The organism is Colwellia sp. MB3u-45 (assembly GCF_014077005.1).
Classification (GTDB): Bacteria; Pseudomonadota; Gammaproteobacteria; order Enterobacterales; family Alteromonadaceae; genus Cognaticolwellia.
Window position 1 is genome coordinate 1 of sequence record NZ_JACGVC010000046.1, and the last position, 18,239, is coordinate 18,239.

Below are 18,239 nucleotides of genomic sequence, written 5' to 3' on the forward strand. Positions count from 1 at the left end.
ATGAAGATATTGTTAATGAATGTAGTCGAGCCTGGAATATTTTTGTTTCAGATGCATCTAGGGTGATAGATCTTTGCTCTAGAGATTGGATAAAAGTGGGAAGTTAATTAATCAAATTGGTATAACAAGTAAGCAGGTAGATGTAAGAAAAAAGCAGCCGTGCATGCAGTTCAGCTCAGCCGTATTAAGCACAATTACCCCCTTAACTAGCTGTAATGGTATTTTTTTTATTAATAACCTGCGATTAAGCCAGAGACAAACGCTTACACTTAGAAACTCTAGACATAAAAAAACCTCGCTAAGCGAGGTTTTTTAGTTCATGGATTTGACAGAGCCTTAATTAAAACTCAGCAGATACGCTTATACGTACATAACGAGGTTGCTGGAAGTTAGTCGGTAAACCATAAGTTGGATTTGCTTCACCACGGTATCCACCAAATGCACCATCATATGAACTATAACGTTCATTAGTTTCATTTTGTTGCGTTACTTTATCGTTATTAGTCACATTAAAAATGTCAGCACGGAAAGTGATTTTACTGTCTTCAATGTAGTAATCGTAAGTCGCAGAAAGATCTAATGTCCAAGTGTTTGACGTCCTACCTTCAGAGCCACGAGTTACTAACTGTCCTTCTTTAACAAATGATTCTGCTTGATAAAGTGATGCAAAAGCATCGGTAGGGTGAAAACCGAATGAGTTAAGTGGACGACCCGTAGTGAAGTTCAAGTTTGCGCCTACAGATAAATCTTCTGTAATCGCATAGGCACCATTAATTTTAAGATTGTGACGACGATCATTCGGTAAGTTACCTGTTGCGCCATCAGTTAAGCCTGGTTGGTCAAAGTTAGTGGTTAAACCAGAATCATCTTGGTCGTTATCAGAACGAACAAAACCTTCATTGTTACCCCAACTGTGAGACCAAGTATAAGTAACGTTTAACAACCATAAATCATCCCACGCTCTATTTAGCGTCAAATCTACCGCTGCATATTGTCGCTTAGCTTCTGGATAGCCTAACTGGTCAGCAGTAATGGTATAGTCTTTAAGCTCTAAAGGACCGTCGCCATCTGGATCAGTAGTAATAGTGACATCTTCTCCAGGATTAGTTAACACATAATAATGAAAACCAGAACATAATGTACAAGCACCATCTAAAGAGTCATCAAAACCCTTATCAATAGCAACATCTTCTAGCGAACTACCAAGATCACGATAAGTTGCTTTTACGCCGAAGCTCCATGAGTCATTAATAACTTGCTCATATCCTAACATGAATTCATCTTGATACATTGGATCTAAGTTAGCATTAACTGTTTCTTTAGTATCTTTTAATTGTCCATCGGCAAATGTAGAAATAGCACCACCACTTCCAACCACAAAATTAGGCGTAAAGTCTGCATTGATACTTTCCACATCGAACACTTGACGTGTATATAATTCATCACCGGCTAAACGCACGTTAGTGTTAGTAGCTACTGGTAAGAAATAACGGCCATAGTTGGCATAGACTTTACTTTCGCCATCGCCATTTATATCCCAGCTTAAACCTAGACGTGGTGCCCATTGATTAGCAACATCAACAAACTTATCACCGGCTTTGTTGTAGTTTTCAAATGACTCATTACGTAAACCAATACGGGCTGTTAAATCGTCAGTAACTTGCCAATTATCTTCTATGTAAAATGCAGCACTTTTCGTTTCAAAGTCACCTTGGTTTACATAGAATTCTTGTCGAACAGTAGTACAATCAAGTACGTCGTTTGCTAATTCAGCTGTATCACAACCTTGATATCTGTATGCTACACCGCCAGCACGTTGAGTATCTTCAGTCGCTTCCATTTCTTCATAATCGATACCAAATCTTAACTTGTGATCGTCATGAACATACCAATCGACATCAAAACGATACGCGGTACGTTTGTCATTTTGTATTGATGGAGTAAATAAACCAAAGCCACCAAATTCTTTACCACTAAAACGTTCATAAATTGCAGGTTTGTCACCTAATGGGTTTTCACCAGCATTAAGATTACTATAACTAGCTTCGTTAATTGAATATTGCGCGCTTATTTGCAGGTCATCAGTCAATATACCCGTATATTTAAGACCCCAAGTTTTTCCACCACGCTCTTGGATAAAATCACCTAGGTTTCTTGATTTAGTCTTTGTATCGTGACTATATTGACGCTTATTAGTGTCAAGATCTGAACCGTTGTCCCAACCTGTAAATTCTAAAATGTGCTCGTCTGTTATATACCAATCAATTTTAGCGGCAAATAACGTATCGCTTGCTTCACGCTCATAAAAGTTTGAAAAAGTAGCATAATCACGATCACGTTTTTCTTGGTTAACTAAACCAAAAAAGAATAGTTTGTCTTGAATTAATGCACCACTTGCCCATAAATTGTAATTAGTAGTGCCCGTTTTATCTTCACTATTAACTTCATAATACTCACTGCCAGCTTCTTCAATGTTATCAGCATCGGTACGCTTAACATCAGGTGAGCTTGCGCGCATTGAACTAGGTTCCCAAAATGCACTTGCACCAAATTTAAATTCGTTTGAACCACTTCTAGTTGTTGCATTGACAACACCACCAGTTGAACGACCAAACTCGGCAGAGTAACCACCTGTTTTAACTTCAAAAGTTTTATACATTTCAAATGGTAATTCTGAACCACCAAGACCGTTACGGAAGTTAGTGGTGTTTATACCGTTAATGTAATAAGTGTTTTCACCAACTGATGAACCACCAAAAGAGGCGTTTTTACCGAAGTCTGAATCACCAGAAACTGTACCTGGTGCTAATAACGCAACAGAAGTTACGTCACGAGCTACTGGTACTTTGGCTAAATATTCTAAATCGACAACTAATTGCGACTCACTTGATGATACATCAATAGCTGATATATTAGCTCCTGTAACACTTATACGCTCAACATTACCAGATTCTAAAGTTAAATCTGCGCTTGTACGACCTACAGAGCTAACTTTTAGTTTATCCTGCTTTACCATCAAGAAGCCGTTTTTTTTAGCTTCCAATGAATAATTACCCGAAGGTAATAATGGGAACTTATAGTTACCTTGGCTATCAGTTGTTATTGTACGGGTTAAACCCGTATCGATATTAACGATAGTAACCGATACACCTGAAATTGCATTACCTGAATTACTTAAAGATTTACCTACAAGTAATCCGTCATTTGCCATTGCTGGCATTGCTAAACCTAACGATACTGAAACAGCTACTGCTGTTACCGAACGTTTAAATGTTTTAGAAAAATTATTTCTCATGATTGTGTTTCTCTCCGAGATTTATATTATTTTTATATTGTTGCAACATTGTTTTTGTATTGCTCTTATGCTGTTGCAAATATTTCATATGTTACAATATATGTAAAAGATGTAACATTTTTTACATCTTCACTTGAATTGAAGATAGATACAACCCTTTTATTTGTATATTGTATGCAGTGTATAAATAAAAAGTATAGTAAAAACACATTATTACTATAATACCGATAACAATCACTACATCTTTGCAATATCATTCAAAAAGACAAGTATGCCAAAATATTTTCTTCTGCTTTATATGTATTATTTTGTGTCGAAAAATATGACAAGTTTCTCAAGCCACATTTAACGATATTCCCAAGCACTTCGATAGATAACTAAACAGGTTATAGCCGCAGAACCTAGCTGTAGATTTAACTGATCGCTTGATCATCACCTCAATTTACGAGTAAAGTAGGGGCATATAATAAAAATTAGATAAATAATAAAATGGTTACCGATACTGAAGGTTATATTCATATAATTGAATATTTAACCGCTCATTTAAGCTTATTTGAAAATAGCACCCATAACGTACAGGCCAAAAGCTCGGTGTTAGAGGTAATAGAACAAGAAATGAGTGAACAAATTATTACCTTATGTAATCAAAACGATAGCTTAGCCTTCAATCAACGAAATACTATTATTCGAGAAGCCGATGCCATTGTTTATGACTTACAAGAAATATTGTCCGGTGTAGTTAACAACTCTGTGACAAACGAGCAGTTAGCCTTTATTAAAGAATTTACGATGTTAATTAAAAATTTATTTGATACTGAAATTCATAGTTAGCTTATACCTTTACCGTACGGTTGAGCTTTATGAAAAATAGCCATATTACCGTAGCAATTTTTCAGCTATGGGGCTCAGTAATCAGGCATTATTAACCTGTTAATCACTTATACCCTATAATCACAAGTAGACCTATGTTAGCTGAATTACCCCAAAACCATTTATGTAGCGTAACCCTCTTGGGTAACTTGGTAAATAAACCTGAGATTCGTTATCAAGCCAATCCGGTTATTGCTTTTGCTGAATTTACCTTGGCGACGCACAGTCGTTGGTTTGATAAAACCAGTAATAAATTTAAAGAATGGACTAGCTATCATACGGTGAAAGTTATCGGTGAAATTGTTGAACGTGCGCTTATTCACGCTGATAAAGGTGACATTATATTAGTGCAAGGCTACTTAATTAATAGTAAAAAAAATAACCGTGAAATTATCCACGCGAGTTATGCACAAACTTTCCCTAAAGGTTACGCACAATCTATCAATCAAATTCATTGCAGTGGCAATATTATTTCTGATATTAAAGTCCTGACCACAGAGCACAATAAAACCTTAACCGAAATCATTGTGGAATCGAAACAACATATATTTTCCACTGTTACTCAACAAAGCCATGTAGTGACAATACAACGCCCAGTATATGTTTGGGGTAAACAGGCACTTTATCTTGCTGAACATGGCAAAAGAAATGATCAAATAATAGTTGACGGAAAATTAAGCTATCTGAATAATAAGGACAAAAATCAATTTATCGATGCACAGCAAGCGATTTTACTTGCTAAGCACTAAACGCATGGACTGCTTATTAGTAATTTATATGGAATTCAATACTTTATGGACAAAAATAACGGGTTTAAACATTTTAAGCGGTATTTTATTTGCACCTTGGTCGCCGTTTTCAGTCAAGTGGTACACGCCATAGCGCCAATCGCCAATGATTTGGAATTATCGGCGATCGCTAACTTGAGTAAAGTGGCATTAAAAAATGACCAATGGCTTAGTGTATTACCTGTTATAGGGGATAAAAATCAATATTTTATAGCCACTAAAGCGGGGAAAATTTATCAATTAAATAATAACGAAATAGCTCAATCCGCTTTTTTTGATTTAAAATTAGCCTTAGAAAATCCCAGCATTATCGCACTAACGGCGATTACCTTAGATCCAAATTTCTCCTATCGTGACCGTGATGGCTACCACACTTTTTACACTGCCCATACCGAAGCCAGCCAAAAGAGCAGGTCAAAGTTAAGCCCCAAAAACACAAACATTAACGTCCCTTTCGACGCGGTTATCATGCGCTGGCAAATATCGAGTGTACGAAACACTATGCCTAAACTGACTCAACAACATGAAATTATGCGTATTGCCATTGCTGGGCAGCAAGAAAATATTCAGCAATTAAGTTTTAACCCTTATCTTGCCCCTTGGCACAATGATTTTGGTTTACTTTTTATTGCCCTTGCGCGCAGTGATACTTTGAAAAATGAAGCGCTTTACGATGGCGCAATACTGCGTATCAAACCAGGAACACAGGGGTTAAATAGCTATACCATTCCTGCCGATAACCCTTTTACAAACATCGCTGATATTCACAATGAAATTGTTTTTATCGCGGGACAAAAAACGGAACATTTTGACTGGATAAAAAATAGTGCGCCTAGCTTACTGGTACAATTTAACCAACCCGATGCTAATGTGCTCATCACAGCGAACATTGGTGATGACTGGCGAAAAGCTATCCCACAAGCACAGATAAAAAAACACTTACCCGCAGTAAGTACTCAACGTAAAACTTTACTTTATCATGGAAGAGAACAAGAAAATTTCCGGGGTAAGGCCTTGCACTTAAGCGAAATAGAAAACAATTGGCAATTGCAAACCATAGTATTACCTTCAATTTTGAGTAGCGACGATAAAAGTCAAGATATCAACCATAAACTCATCAAACCAAATGCAAACGAACCAGCTAAATTTAGTTTACATCAAAGCCACAATGGCGAGCTATTGTTGCTTGAACATAACCAACAGCGCTTATACACCATTAAAGTGCCTGAAATCGTCAGCAGTAAAACAGCTATCACGGATAATGCATTAAGCACTTCGAATAACAAGAGTGCGTTTGCTTTGATGTTTTTATTAAGCTTTATTGTCGCTGGCTATTTTTGGTATTCTAAAAAAAACACCTTTAAAAAACAAAGTGCTTTGCATGAACAATGGGCCAAATTTGAGCTTGATAAGACAAAAAAATCACTATCTCTGTATAAACGCCACGCCAAAACGGCTGAACTAAGCCTTAACCTATCAACAATAACTCGCAGTGAAGTATTATTGAACGATGAGGTTATTTCAACCATCAGTGCTAATTCAACACCCACCTTCTCAAATGATCTGGAAGATCAAGTACTGACTGCTTTTGCGAAAGAGCATAGATTTAAAATGGTTAATGAAAAACAGAGAAGCATTCAATTATGCTTAACCGATGATCAGCAAAACCGTTATCTAATTTGCCTGTATTTTCGGGTTGATGATACGCGTCATACCAAACTTAAATATAATAAAGTTATCGACACTGTTATCGACTGGCAATGGCTATTTGCTCAACATATCAACCCAGATAAAACCCCTACACGAACTATTAAAGTTAAGGTTCCCCGTAAAAAGCCCGCTAATAGTGTGGCGACACAGTCAACTTCTGCACAAAAGTTACGCGCCGAAATATTAGAAGATGATTCAACACCAGCAAAGCACAGTCTGGATATTTCGCTCGATAGCTCAGCTGAAGATAACCTTATAATGAATACAAACGCGCAAAATAGCGAAGCAGAGGCAAGCAATATTGACACTAAGCTAGTGTTTGCTTTAGACAAACTAGTGATGATGAAAAAACAAGGCTATTTAAATGAGCGTGAGTTTACTATCGCCAAAACAAAAATTTTAAAAAATTTAACCAACAACTAATACCGAATACCGAATACCGAATACTTAATACAATACCAGTGATTTCAACCATAGGTTAACTCGTTAACAGCGCTTGTATTTACTAAGAAAGCAGCGCAAAATGCGGCCAATTTTTCGTATTGGCTTGCTTTATGCCAACCTTGTCGCAACAATTTTTCCTGTTAGTATTCATACTTTTTGAAAATGAGTGCCTACGACTACGGCAGTATTATCATCAGTCGCGTGACTAATGTTTATCATGGCGCTAGCTTTCGTGTTGATATCGAGCAATAACCGCTACTTATTGGTAAAAATAAAACACAAAGTTGCCGCCGCTGATCTTAAGGGCAAACTTTTACTACCATGGGTTTAATATTTAACTAAGGCAAGGCAATCAATTGTTTAAAACAAAGTCAGCATTAAGGTTAAGCCTGTTCGCCAGCATAATATCATTACTTTTGGCGCTTACCTTAGCGATGCTATTACTCGGTGACTATGGCATGAGTATGCAAAGTTATTTGCATACTTTCATTCCATCCACCTTATTCGGTGGCTTAATATTTACCTTGCTTTTTACCCCCGCAATGGCGCTTGGCTTGCCTCGCCAAGTTGCGGCGTTGAGTGCCGGCTATTTATTCAGTGCTGGCTATGGCATGGTCTTAGCAACACTAGCGGCCGTTTTGGGCTGCTTGATAACCCTGATACTAGCGCGCAAATTATTTGCTAAAAGAGTGCAAGATTATTACCCTGGGCAACTAGCGAAAGTTAGCCATTTCTTTAGTCAAAACACTTTTTTAAAAGCCCTGACTATCCGCCTTTTACCGGCTGGGTCAAACTTTCTCACTAACGTTCTGGCAGGTACCGCAGGTTCGCCAATAAAGCCTTATGTCTTAGGCTCAGCACTCGGCTTTATGCCGCAAATGACTATATTTTCATTAATGGGCGCTGGCTTACAAGTCAATGGACAACAGCAACTGATGATCAGCATTGTCTTACTGGTCATTGCCCTAGTACTGAGTAGCTACTTGTATCGAAAAACTCGACACAAGTTAACTTTGAGTTAGTTAATTTGGTAAATTAAGTGGGTAGATTGAGTGGGTAGATTCGGCTAAAGCCTGAAAATTGCCACAAGTGACTCAATATTTAGTAACTTATGAGCGTTTTTATTAAGTGTTCCACCGCTGATTTGATAATGAAAAATGTAACTGTACTCAGTTAAGCCGAGTACTTTTCCATTATTTGTATGCCGCTAAGTTTGTTTTAGCTTACCTGACTGGCACTTTAAATTTACTTAGACTTTGATTTCAGCTCAGCAGCAGGGAACATTGTTTAGGGTTATTGCATTATTATACTGAGCATAATACACTGACATTGTACTGTTGAATTTACCGTCTCCCCTTTTAATTCAAGGCTATCAAGGCCATTCCTAAAACAGTAAAAACAAGGAAAAGTATTTGTCGATACTTTTTGGTAGTAGTAACACAATATTGATTTTCATAGCGCATACGCAATTGTCAGCGCTATTCATCCGATGAGATACACTTGCATAGCGTGTTACAGATACTCAGTACCCGTATTAACTTTACCAAGGTTTGTTATCCGTTTGTCGACTGGCTAAGTTCAAAGTCAACAATAGCATAACAAAATTGGAGCGACAGGTAGCTAGGCTACTAGGCAAATCCAACGTTTAATGAGCAACGAAAGTGACAACGCCACTTTTATACACACTACTATCTATACAACTCATAATTATAAGAAACCAACTTTATGACGTATACCAAGCAATACCTGTTTATTCTACTACTTTTTGTTGTGTCTAGCGCACAAGCAGAACTGCCGCCCCAATTACCCTCCCCTCTAGATAACTTGACGATTTACTCTAGCGCGGCCATCACCATGGGTGCGAGTTCAATCGTTGGTGGTAATATTCAAGTAGAGGCCGCTGCCACGATAGGTGCAAGCTCAACCGTCAGTGGCCACCTTATCGCCGGAGCCGCTGTCACACTTGACGCCACTGTAAAAATTGGTGGCTTTGTTGAGGCCCGTGACGCGGGTACGATTGGTGCAGACTCAACGGTTGCGGGCCACTTTACCACCGGAGACGCAGCAACACTTGGCGCCACGACCATAGATGGCAATATTATTGTTGGTGGCGACCTTACGGCTGGCGCCGCGATACTTGTCGGTACCAAGGCAGTGATCGGGGGCAATGTTAGGTCCGGAGCTTCCTCATCCACAGACTTTGGCGCAAATTCAATAGTTAACGGCGATGCGACAGCCGGAACCGCCCTAACACTCGGTGCCGATGTCGTCATTGGCGGCAATGCTCAGGCTGGGAGCGGCGCTGTAGCGCTTGGTGTAAATTCAGCAGTAGCAGGTAATGCTAGAGCCGGAACTAGTGTTACGCTAGCCGCAGATGCAACTGTTGGGGGGACAATTACAGAAAACAGTAGTGAGACATTTTCTAATGCCCCCAAAGAGCCGATAGATGATCAGAGTCCGGAACTTGCGGCTGTACAAGCAGATCTAGCCGCTATGCAAGCTCCGGCAGCAAATCAACTCACTACGTCGATGACCGTAAGTACAACACTGAAAAAAGGTGTTTATCATACAACAGCACTAACCACCACTGCTGGCATCACCATTACCTTGGATGGCGAAGGTGTAGATGGCCATTGGCTTATCAATAGCGACTCCTTCGTTGCCTTTGGTGCCAGTACGGTAATTGAATTAGTCAATGTAACCCCCAACAGCACCATCACTTGGAATGCAGGAGGCTACATATCTGCAGGCGCAAGTGTCAATCTAGTCGGGTCTTTTTTTGCCGGCTCTTACATCCTCACTGGTGCAAGTACTACGCTAGAAGGCGTCAGTGATAGTTGCGGTGGTTTTTTCACCACCACTGGCGCTGTTACCTTAGGTGCCAGTAACTTAATTGGCACCGTTGGTTGTAAAGCTACACCACTACTAGAATACCGCTTCGAGGAAGCTACTTGGAATGGTAGTCCCGGTGAGATTTTCGACCACACCGGTAATAACTACAATGCTCAGGTTAACAATAATTCTACACCTCAAATCGCTTCGCCAGCCCTCACAGGTAATCCTGGCACTTGTGGTTATGCTAGTCAAAATGATGGGTCTATTCAGGCAACAGACTTGCCATTAAATACCACCACTAATGGCATAAAAACCACAGTAACCTTCTGGATGAATTGGAATGGCGAAGATAGTGTCATGCCTATTGGTTGGCATCGTTACGATATCTGGATGGTCGCTGGCTCAATAGGATTTAACACTGGAAATAATGATATCTATGGTATTTCCAGTGCTGGGTTAGCCAATGGCTGGCATCATGTCGCTGTCGAGTTCACCAACGGTAATGTCACTCGTAACCGCATGCACATCGACGGTATAGAACAAGAGCTAACTCAACTTTATGGCTCACCAAACAACAGTCAAGCTTATGTTGCTAGCGAACTACGCATAGGTGGTTGGTCATATAATGCTGGTTATGATTTTCACGGTCTAATCGACGAGGTACGCCTCTACCAAAGTGCTTTAACCACAGGCCAAGTAGAAACTATTATGGCTGAACGGCATCCTTGCTTAACCACAACAACACCAACACCTTTGGCCGTATATCGTTTCGATGAGCCCACATGGGCAGGCAATGCCAAAGAAATTATTGATGAAACCGGTAATTTTAATACACAAGCGATTAATGGCGCTTTCACTAAATCAGTAAATCCTTCAATTGAGGGTAACCCAGGAACCTGTGGTTATGGCAGCTTTGATGGTGACAATGATTACATAGCGCTACCTAATAGTTTTGAAAACTTAACCGGCAGCTTCACCATAACAGCTTGGATCAACCCAAGTAATCTTGATCCTGGTTCGAGAATATTTCTTGATGATGAAAATGACACCCAAGGTTTTGGTTTTAGTTTAGGTGATCTAGGTAACGGCCAGCTAAGATTTTATTCTCGCGCTATTAACCCTGTTAGTGTTGATACCACGACCTCTATTACGCCAAATACATGGACTTTTGTTGCGGCCGTACACAACAGTGTGACCAAAACTAGGCAGATTTATATTAATGGTGTTGCACAAACCCTTACAGGAGTCAGCACTAGCGATACCTACACGGGCACTTGGGGAGAAGATAATGGCCCCACAACTATTGGCGGAGAAACAGATTTAGGTGAGATCAACAATCGATTTACTGGAGATATCGATGAAGTAAAGGTCTATAGCGGTGCTTTGACTGAAAACCAAATTTCAGCTGTTTATACTGAAACTCATGCTTGTATCCCTGCTATTCACCATTATGAAATTGCTCATGATGGCCAAGGCTTAACCTGTGACGAGGAGACTGTGTTAATTAAAGCCTGTAGCAATGAAAACTGTTCCAATTTGAGTACTGAATCAGTAACACTTGATTTTCTGGCTAACGCTGCTGTTATTAGTTCTCCAAGCTTTGTCGGTAGTACTGACGTAGTTTTTAATCATAGCGTTGCTGAGACCCTGACTTTTTCGCTCGCCAATGCCACCATTACAGCGGCCAACCCTCTTGTATGTGACGATAGCAATGGCACTAGTTGTGAGATGATATTTACCGATGCGGGTTTCAGATTTCTCTATGGTGACAGCAATAGCACAACCTTGCCCAATCAAACTGCAGGTTCAGTATTTAGCGAAACTTTAAAGCTGCAAGCAGTGCAAAACAGTAATGGTGTCTGTACGGGTTTATTTAACAAGAAGACCAAGGTCGATTTATCGCAGGAAAACCTTGCACCTAATGGCACTAGTGGTCTCAGTTTTAGTATTGATGGTAATGATATTGCAAAACACTCAGGCGTCACCCGTACCGAATTAATCTTTGGCGCCGACAGTATTGCAATAATACCGACACCCTTATATCACGATGCGGGACAAATTCGTCTGCATGCCAATTATGACAAGAAAGACGTAACACTATTTGGCAGTAGCAATCCGTTCTGGGTCAGCCCAGCCGAGCTTGTGGTCAGTGCTACATCAGGATTAAGCGACTTAGATGGCGCTACGGCAACCGCCAGCCCAACGCATGCTGCAGGCGAGAGTTTTACGCTAACCGTAAGTGCCTTCAATAGCCTTGGCGTCATCACACCAAACTATTCACCCGGAACAATACAGCTTAAGCTTGAGCGCACAGGTCCTACCTTAAATGATAGTGTCGACGGTGACTTAACTTATGCCGCAGCGAGCTCGCTAGCAACTAGTATTAGTCCGGTATTCGAAAGTGTGACGCTCAATAACTTTTCTTTAGGGCAGTCGGTTTATACGGCCGCGCAATATTCAGAAGTGGGTTTGCTAAATCTAGACCTTCAAGACAGTAATTATGGCAATGCCGGTATTGTGATTGATGCTACTGATATCAATATTGGTCGCTTTATTCCTGATCATTTCACACAAACCGTAGCAGAACATGGCGCTTTTATGGCGGTTTGTGATACAGCAACCACCTTTGCTTATAGTGGCCAAAAAAATGCCGCTAACGATAGTATGGGGACAATTTCATACGCCATCAATCCGGTATTTGCCATTACCGCCCGTAACAAACAAGGTGCTATTACCCAAAATTATTATGAAGACAATCAAGGTAGCGCTAATGACTATATGAAGCTCAGCACGGCAAATGTAAGTATTACTGCGCCCACATTAGACCAAACAACAACTGGCGTTGATAATAACAAACTGCCCTTAACAGCCAATATGACTGCGGGTATCTTGAGTCAAAATGATTTAACCGCACAGCCTACCGTTGCATTACCCAAAGGGGTATTACACTACCAATTGTCAGAGAGTGATAACTTTTTTTATAACCGCTCTGCGAACACAAAAGTGCCGCCATTTAACTCAGATATTAACTTTTCTACTACGACTATCATAGACACAGATACCGTCAACGTGACAAGCACAGTTGATGCCTCACCAAGCGGTGTTGAAATTCGATTTGGCCGCTTAGTGTTACAAAACAGCTTTGGACCTGAAACGTCAGACTTGCCACAACCGATGCAAATTGAACATTTGACTGACAATGGTTTTATTGTCAGCTCAGATAATAATTGCGTCAGTTATGATACCAACAAGATTACACTGAGCAATATTAGTTTAGACCCTGCATTCACCGGTGTACTGCCAGACCCAGAATTGGCGGCAGCAAAGGGGGATTTCATTGCGGGTAAAACACGGACAATTAAATTGGCCGCACCTGGTGCTCCACATCAAGGACAAATCCGTGTGTCGTATGATGCTTTAGATTGGTTGAAATATGATTGGAACCTTAATGGTGAATATGAAGATGACCCTTCAGCGGTTGCCTCGTTTGGCCAGTTTCGAGGTAATGACAGAATCATCTCTTGGAAGGAAGTGTTTAATCAATAATAGTCAGTAACCTTGAAATAATGACACTAAGGACTATTTCAAGGTTTTCTATCAACGAGAGTACTAGTTATTAAGTCTACTGCTTAGAGGGTTGTTTTGTAGGTCGAACTTCAGTCCGTCAACCGTTTAGCAGACTAATTAATGTCATGGGCCAACAAACATCTACAGCGGCTATTATTGGGTTTGTCAGCCTTAATGCCAAACAAAGATAAATAGCGATGTTAATTTCAGCTTAGACAATGATAATCAACTACCAAAGAGTGATTAACAATGGCGTAATGCTAATAAACGCAATTCCCTTTTTAAATTAAAAAGACCCGCTTTAAGCCATGCTACAATACTTGATGTGTGATGTTCTGGGATTAATGCTCCTGAATACTATCACTTGTATTTAAAATTTCCTCCCCCTCCCAATTTATTATTAAATAGCTAAAATTCAGAGATATAAGAGTATTATGCCAGAGTTACCAGAAGTTGAAGTTTGTCGTTTAGGTATTACGCCCCATATTTCAGGGCAGGAAGTGGCCCACGTGGTGGTTCGCAATGCCAAATTACGCTGGCCTATTCCTGATGAAGTGCATAGTGTTGTTGGGCAAACCTTAGAAAAAATAGAGCGGAGATCTAAATATTTACTACTCAGGTTTTCTAGTGGCACCTTGTTATTACATTTAGGCATGTCGGGATCAGTGCGCATTCTTGAGCACGACACCCCGGCGATAAAGCATGACCATTTTGAGCTATTATTTGCTAACGACAAAATGTTGAGATTAAATGATCCGCGCCGTTTTGGTGCTGTATTGTGGTTTCCTGAGCATCATGACTTGCAAGGCTTATTGACCAAGTTGGGGCCAGAGCCACTAACAGATGACTTTACTTATGGGCATTTATTTGCCAAAGCCGGTAACCGAAAAGTGCCGGTTAAAACCTTCTTAATGGATAATCATGTTGTGGTAGGCGTTGGTAATATTTATGCCAATGAAGCACTATTTATCGCCAGCATTCATCCTGCTACGCTAGTGAATAGCATCAGTGAAGCGAAGTTTAATGAATTAACCAATATTATTAAGCGGGTACTCGCTGCAGCCATTGCACTCGGTGGCACTACTTTAAAAGACTTTACACAGGCAGATGGTAAACCAGGTTATTTTGCCCAAAAACTTTTTGTTTATGGCCGTGCCGGTCAGCAATGTGATGGCTGCCAAAGTGTATTAGAAGAAATTCGTCAATCTAATCGCAGCTCAGTGTTTTGTCCACAATGCCAAGTTTTACCAGAAAACACCCCTAAAAATGTACAGAATAAAAAACTGAAAGCAAAAGTAAAAGTCACCACAAAGCAGCTTGCCGTTAAGAAAAAAGCGCTTAAAAGCAAAAGCGCTAACCAATAACGGCTTAAAAAAGTTCAGGGCTCCCCTGTTTATTCTTGAACTAAAGGCTATAAACTAAAGTCTGTAAATTAAAGGCGGTAAATTAACCTTTTATTTTAGCCATTTTATACAAATAAACTGGTGATTTATAGAAGTCATCAAGCCGTATTATTTTTTCAGGCTGGCATGATGGCAAGGCAAAATTATTGCTGATCAAAAAGTCAACCTTGGGTTGTTTGGTCAGTAGTTTATGCTTGATTTTGTGCATTGCCTGCGGATATAAATAACAAACGATGACTGCGGCGGCGGGTAAGTTTACCTGATAAAAATTTTGCCGATACAAGGTGAGATTATTTAAACGCCCTATTTTTTTAAGTAATGTTGAGCTAAGCCACGGCAGTAAAGACAATTCATAGCCAATAACTTGCCTTTGGGGATTACGCTTGGCCATAGGTATCACAAAGTTGCCCCAACCACTGCCAAAATCAACAATAGGACCAGTACCCGTTTCATCCGCTAATGCTAGCATGGCTTTATAGGCCTTCTTTGAGCTTGGCATCGGGGATATACCTAACTTTATGGTGCTGTATATCAACGACATGGCAATAAACGCCATAGCGATTAACAGTAAAACATCAAATATTATCAAGGGTTAATTCCACGACGGGCAGGTAGCACTATTTTTAGTCATACGTTAACCATGATTTTTTGCTTATGCAATGCCTTTTGCTGTTTTTACTTGGGTAATCATGGCGATAATGTTAAATAACCTTGCCAAGTAAATAAACACGAGTAAAGCTGCTCAGAGCAGATTTACTTTAATCTTGAGCCAATAAGCCAAGCTAATCGTTTGGATTTAAAAGAAAATTAATACCAACGTGATTGAATTCACTCATGATAAAAGCTGGTGTGGCCAGCAATACTTTACAAAAAATGAACTGTTTCATAAAGTATTGGCATTCAAAAGCTATTTACTGACTTTCATTCACTGTACAATAGTGTTTTGCACAGTATGGTTATACTGATTTTGGCACTTATACTGTTAACGACAGTATTTTATCGCTTGTAAAGTGAACGCCATGAATAAATTCAGATAATCCGGTAAGAGATAAAGCACTTGAGCTGTCGATAAATGAATTGCCTATTAAGGCACTTTTAATGCCTATCGGTGTTGTTTTATGAGTATTAGAGCCTATTACTTTATAAAATGCCTGAAAAGCGCTAAAGTTTCATTATTGGGATTATAAATCAATGCATATGGCAGGTTTTTAGTTGTTTACAGAACTCTTATTCAAATATCAGGTTAAATAACTTAATGAAATCTTATGAAAATATTGCCGAATTAATTGAAAACTTAACGTTAGAAGTTAAAGCAATTAACGATGAAATTGCTACCCTGCAGGCAGAGCCTCAGAGCTTTAATGAACAAATTATTTTTCAATATATTGCGACAGCTAGTACCGGAAAAACAAAAGATTTTGTGCGTTCGTTAGGCGTAAAGTCTGAGCGTGGTTCGCTATTTTCTTCGGGTGATGTCAGCAAGTTGATAAAAGCGGGTAGCGATGATATTTCATCTGAGTTACTTGCTATAGCGCGAAAGGTCGCTAACACTAAAAATAAAAATGGTAAGTTACGTTAAAACGTAAACTGTTTTTTGCTAAAATAGCGCAAATAATTTTAAGTTCTGATTTGTAATGGTGATAGCAAGTCAGAATTATATTTTTCACCGAAGACAAAGAGAATAATATGAGCAAAGGTATAGTTAAGTGGTTTAATGCAGATAAAGGTTTCGGCTTTATTACTCCAGAAGATGGCAGCAAAGATTTATTTGTTCATCATTCAGAGATCCAATCTGGTGGTGAATACGCAACATTGGCCGACGGCCAAGCTGTTGAGTTTGAAGTTGGCCAAGGTCAAAAAGGTCCATGTGCTAATAAAGTAGTTGCTGTTTAAGCGCTAGCACATAAGTAACCTGAGCTAAGGATAAGCCAATGGCCTGATCTCGATATAACGTCGTTATTAGGCATAAAGTTAATTCATATATTTAATTTTTAAGTACTATGAAACACTTATCCAGCGTAAGGTTAAATAAGCGAGTGCGTAATACGTACTCGCTTGTTTATATTTATTAAGAGAAAACCTGGCTTCTATTACCCTTTCATTTCCACTTTTCCTTGTACTTCCCCTGTTACCTTCGCCCGTTACTGACAAGATAAGCATAATGCCTTTTTATCTGCTACTTGTGACTTTAAGCTATTACTCAGTATATTAAGCTCAAAAGTGGCAAATAAGCGACTGTTGTTCATTTGCCTAGATGACAATAAACGACAGAGCGCAATATTGTGCTTATTGTGCTTATTGTTTTATGTTTTTTCGCATACTGCTATCAAGTGCTTGTTTTACAATCGGATGAACAAACTCGCTGACATCACCATTGTGCAACGCCACTTCCTTAACTAACGTTGAAGATATAAAAGAATTTTTTTCGGCCGGTGTTAAAAATACCGACTCTAAATCTGGGGCTAAACGTCGATTCATATTGGCTAACTGAAATTCGTAATCAAAATCAGAAACCGCACGTAAACCACGAATTAACACCTTTGCTTGATGCTCTTTAGCAAAATTTATCAATAAACCACTAAAGCCGGCGATGGTAACGTTCGGTAAATGTTTGGTGACGGCTTCAAGTAAAGCAACCCGTTCGGCTAAATCAAAATGTGGCTGTTTACTCGGGCTAGCGGCAATACCAACAACAACCTCACTGAATAAGTGGCTTGCTCTTTCTATTAAATCGGTGTGACCGTTGGTGACAGGATCAAAGGTACCTGGATAAATCGCTTTAACTGACATAATTTTAGCTATTTTCAAATGAGTAAAAATCTATTGTAATTGTTGAAGCCACTAATTTCAAAGCAATCAAATAATTTAAACACCGCCCTATTGTTTCAGCTTAGCTAACATGGCCGTCATTTGATCATTAATCATATTTAACGCTTTGTAAGGGCGGATCATTACTTTGAATTCAGTGATTTTTCCTTGCTCATTCCATGTGATCATATCAATACCATTGATGTCGATACCCTGTATGTTTAACGAAAACTCTAATACCGCTGAATTAGCGCCTAAAAACTCTCTATCGTAATTGAATGTACCATTTAGAAATGTATGAAAGGCCGCCGTTAAGTACATGCTGACCATTTTTTTTCCTTGGATAGGTGTATGGATAACAGGTGAAAATAGGGTGACGTCGTCAGCAAGCAAAGTAGAAACCTGATCAATTGCTTTATTTTTTATCAAAGTGTGCCAATGATTAAGCATTTTTATTATTCCTTTTGTTTGGTTTTTGTTCACTGTAAACTAAGATGCAACCAAATCTAACAGGTATCA

The 18,239-nt window shown here is 39.4% G+C and carries 12 protein-coding genes; 8 read left to right on the forward strand and 4 right to left on the reverse strand.

Annotated features, from left to right (window positions below; translation table 11 throughout):
• Positions 1-340: 340 nt before the first annotated feature.
• Entirely contained in the window at positions 341-3,295 is a 2,955-nt protein-coding gene (locus tag H4J41_RS08820; RefSeq protein WP_182135763.1) for a TonB-dependent receptor, read from the reverse strand.
• Positions 3,296-3,784: 489 nt separating this feature from the next.
• On the opposite strand from H4J41_RS08820, the gene H4J41_RS08825 reads away from it, so the two are divergent.
• The 6 genes from H4J41_RS08825 (at position 3,785) to mutM (ending at position 14,873) form a co-directional block, all read left to right on the forward strand.
• A complete protein-coding gene (locus H4J41_RS08825; protein WP_182135764.1) occupies positions 3,785-4,126 on the forward strand; it encodes a DUF3802 family protein in 342 nt (113 codons plus the stop codon).
• Positions 4,127-4,260: 134 nt separating this feature from the next.
• Positions 4,261-4,914 (forward strand): single-stranded DNA-binding protein, encoded by a 654-nt coding sequence (locus H4J41_RS08830; RefSeq protein WP_182135765.1) that lies wholly within the window; start codon positions 4,261-4,263, stop codon positions 4,912-4,914.
• A 45-nt stretch (positions 4,915-4,959) separates the two neighbouring features.
• Entirely contained in the window at positions 4,960-7,086 is a 2,127-nt protein-coding gene (locus H4J41_RS08835; RefSeq protein WP_182135766.1) for a hypothetical protein, read from the forward strand.
• 377 nt (positions 7,087-7,463) lie between these two features.
• Positions 7,464-8,129, forward strand: coding sequence for a TVP38/TMEM64 family protein (locus H4J41_RS08840; protein WP_182135767.1), 666 nt, complete (start codon positions 7,464-7,466; stop codon positions 8,127-8,129).
• 703 nt (positions 8,130-8,832) lie between these two features.
• Entirely contained in the window at positions 8,833-13,488 is a 4,656-nt protein-coding gene (locus H4J41_RS08845) for a DUF6701 domain-containing protein (protein WP_220460822.1), read from the forward strand.
• Positions 13,489-13,943: 455 nt separating this feature from the next.
• Positions 13,944-14,873 (forward strand): bifunctional DNA-formamidopyrimidine glycosylase/DNA-(apurinic or apyrimidinic site) lyase, encoded by a 930-nt coding sequence (gene mutM, locus H4J41_RS08850; RefSeq protein ID WP_182135768.1) that lies wholly within the window; start codon positions 13,944-13,946, stop codon positions 14,871-14,873.
• An 82-nt stretch (positions 14,874-14,955) separates the two neighbouring features.
• On the opposite strand, the gene H4J41_RS08855 is transcribed toward mutM, so the two are convergent.
• Complete coding sequence (locus H4J41_RS08855; protein WP_259364424.1) at positions 14,956-15,501, reverse strand: class I SAM-dependent methyltransferase; 546 nt, start codon at positions 15,499-15,501, stop codon at positions 14,956-14,958.
• Between the two features lie 666 nt (positions 15,502-16,167).
• Between H4J41_RS08855 and H4J41_RS08860 the strand changes: the two genes are divergently transcribed.
• Together H4J41_RS08860 and H4J41_RS08865 are read left to right on the forward strand one after the other, a co-directional pair.
• Positions 16,168-16,491 carry a hypothetical protein gene (locus tag H4J41_RS08860; RefSeq protein ID WP_182135769.1) on the forward strand — a complete coding sequence of 108 codons (324 nt, stop codon included), beginning with the start codon at positions 16,168-16,170 and terminating at the stop codon, positions 16,489-16,491.
• 107 nt (positions 16,492-16,598) lie between these two features.
• Positions 16,599-16,805 (forward strand): cold-shock protein, encoded by a 207-nt coding sequence (locus H4J41_RS08865; RefSeq protein WP_081150364.1) that lies wholly within the window; start codon positions 16,599-16,601, stop codon positions 16,803-16,805.
• 402 nt (positions 16,806-17,207) lie between these two features.
• Here the strand turns inward: H4J41_RS08865 and coaD are convergent, their stop codons facing one another.
• Both coaD and H4J41_RS08875 read right to left on the reverse strand, forming a co-directional pair.
• A complete protein-coding gene (gene coaD / locus H4J41_RS08870; RefSeq protein WP_182135770.1) occupies positions 17,208-17,702 on the reverse strand; it encodes a pantetheine-phosphate adenylyltransferase in 495 nt (164 codons plus the stop codon).
• 87 nt (positions 17,703-17,789) lie between these two features.
• Entirely contained in the window at positions 17,790-18,170 is a 381-nt protein-coding gene (locus H4J41_RS08875; RefSeq protein WP_182135771.1) for a nuclear transport factor 2 family protein, read from the reverse strand.
• Between the last annotated feature and the right edge of the window lie 69 nt (positions 18,171-18,239).

Coding starts and splice junctions, on each gene's coding strand:
- H4J41_RS08820 (WP_182135763.1), bottom strand. CDS start 3,295: ATGAGAAATAATTTTTCTAAAACATTTAAACGTTCGGTAACAGCAGTA.
- H4J41_RS08825 (WP_182135764.1), top strand. CDS start 3,785: ATGGTTACCGATACTGAAGGTTATATTCATATAATTGAATATTTAACC.
- H4J41_RS08830 (WP_182135765.1), top strand. CDS start 4,261: ATGTTAGCTGAATTACCCCAAAACCATTTATGTAGCGTAACCCTCTTG.
- H4J41_RS08835 (WP_182135766.1), top strand. CDS start 4,960: ATGGACAAAAATAACGGGTTTAAACATTTTAAGCGGTATTTTATTTGC.
- H4J41_RS08845 (WP_220460822.1), top strand. CDS start 8,833: ATGACGTATACCAAGCAATACCTGTTTATTCTACTACTTTTTGTTGTG.
- mutM (WP_182135768.1), top strand. CDS start 13,944: ATGCCAGAGTTACCAGAAGTTGAAGTTTGTCGTTTAGGTATTACGCCC.
- H4J41_RS08860 (WP_182135769.1), top strand. CDS start 16,168: ATGAAATCTTATGAAAATATTGCCGAATTAATTGAAAACTTAACGTTA.
- H4J41_RS08865 (WP_081150364.1), top strand. CDS start 16,599: ATGAGCAAAGGTATAGTTAAGTGGTTTAATGCAGATAAAGGTTTCGGC.
- coaD (WP_182135770.1), bottom strand. CDS start 17,702: ATGTCAGTTAAAGCGATTTATCCAGGTACCTTTGATCCTGTCACCAAC.
- H4J41_RS08875 (WP_182135771.1), bottom strand. CDS start 18,170: ATGCTTAATCATTGGCACACTTTGATAAAAAATAAAGCAATTGATCAG.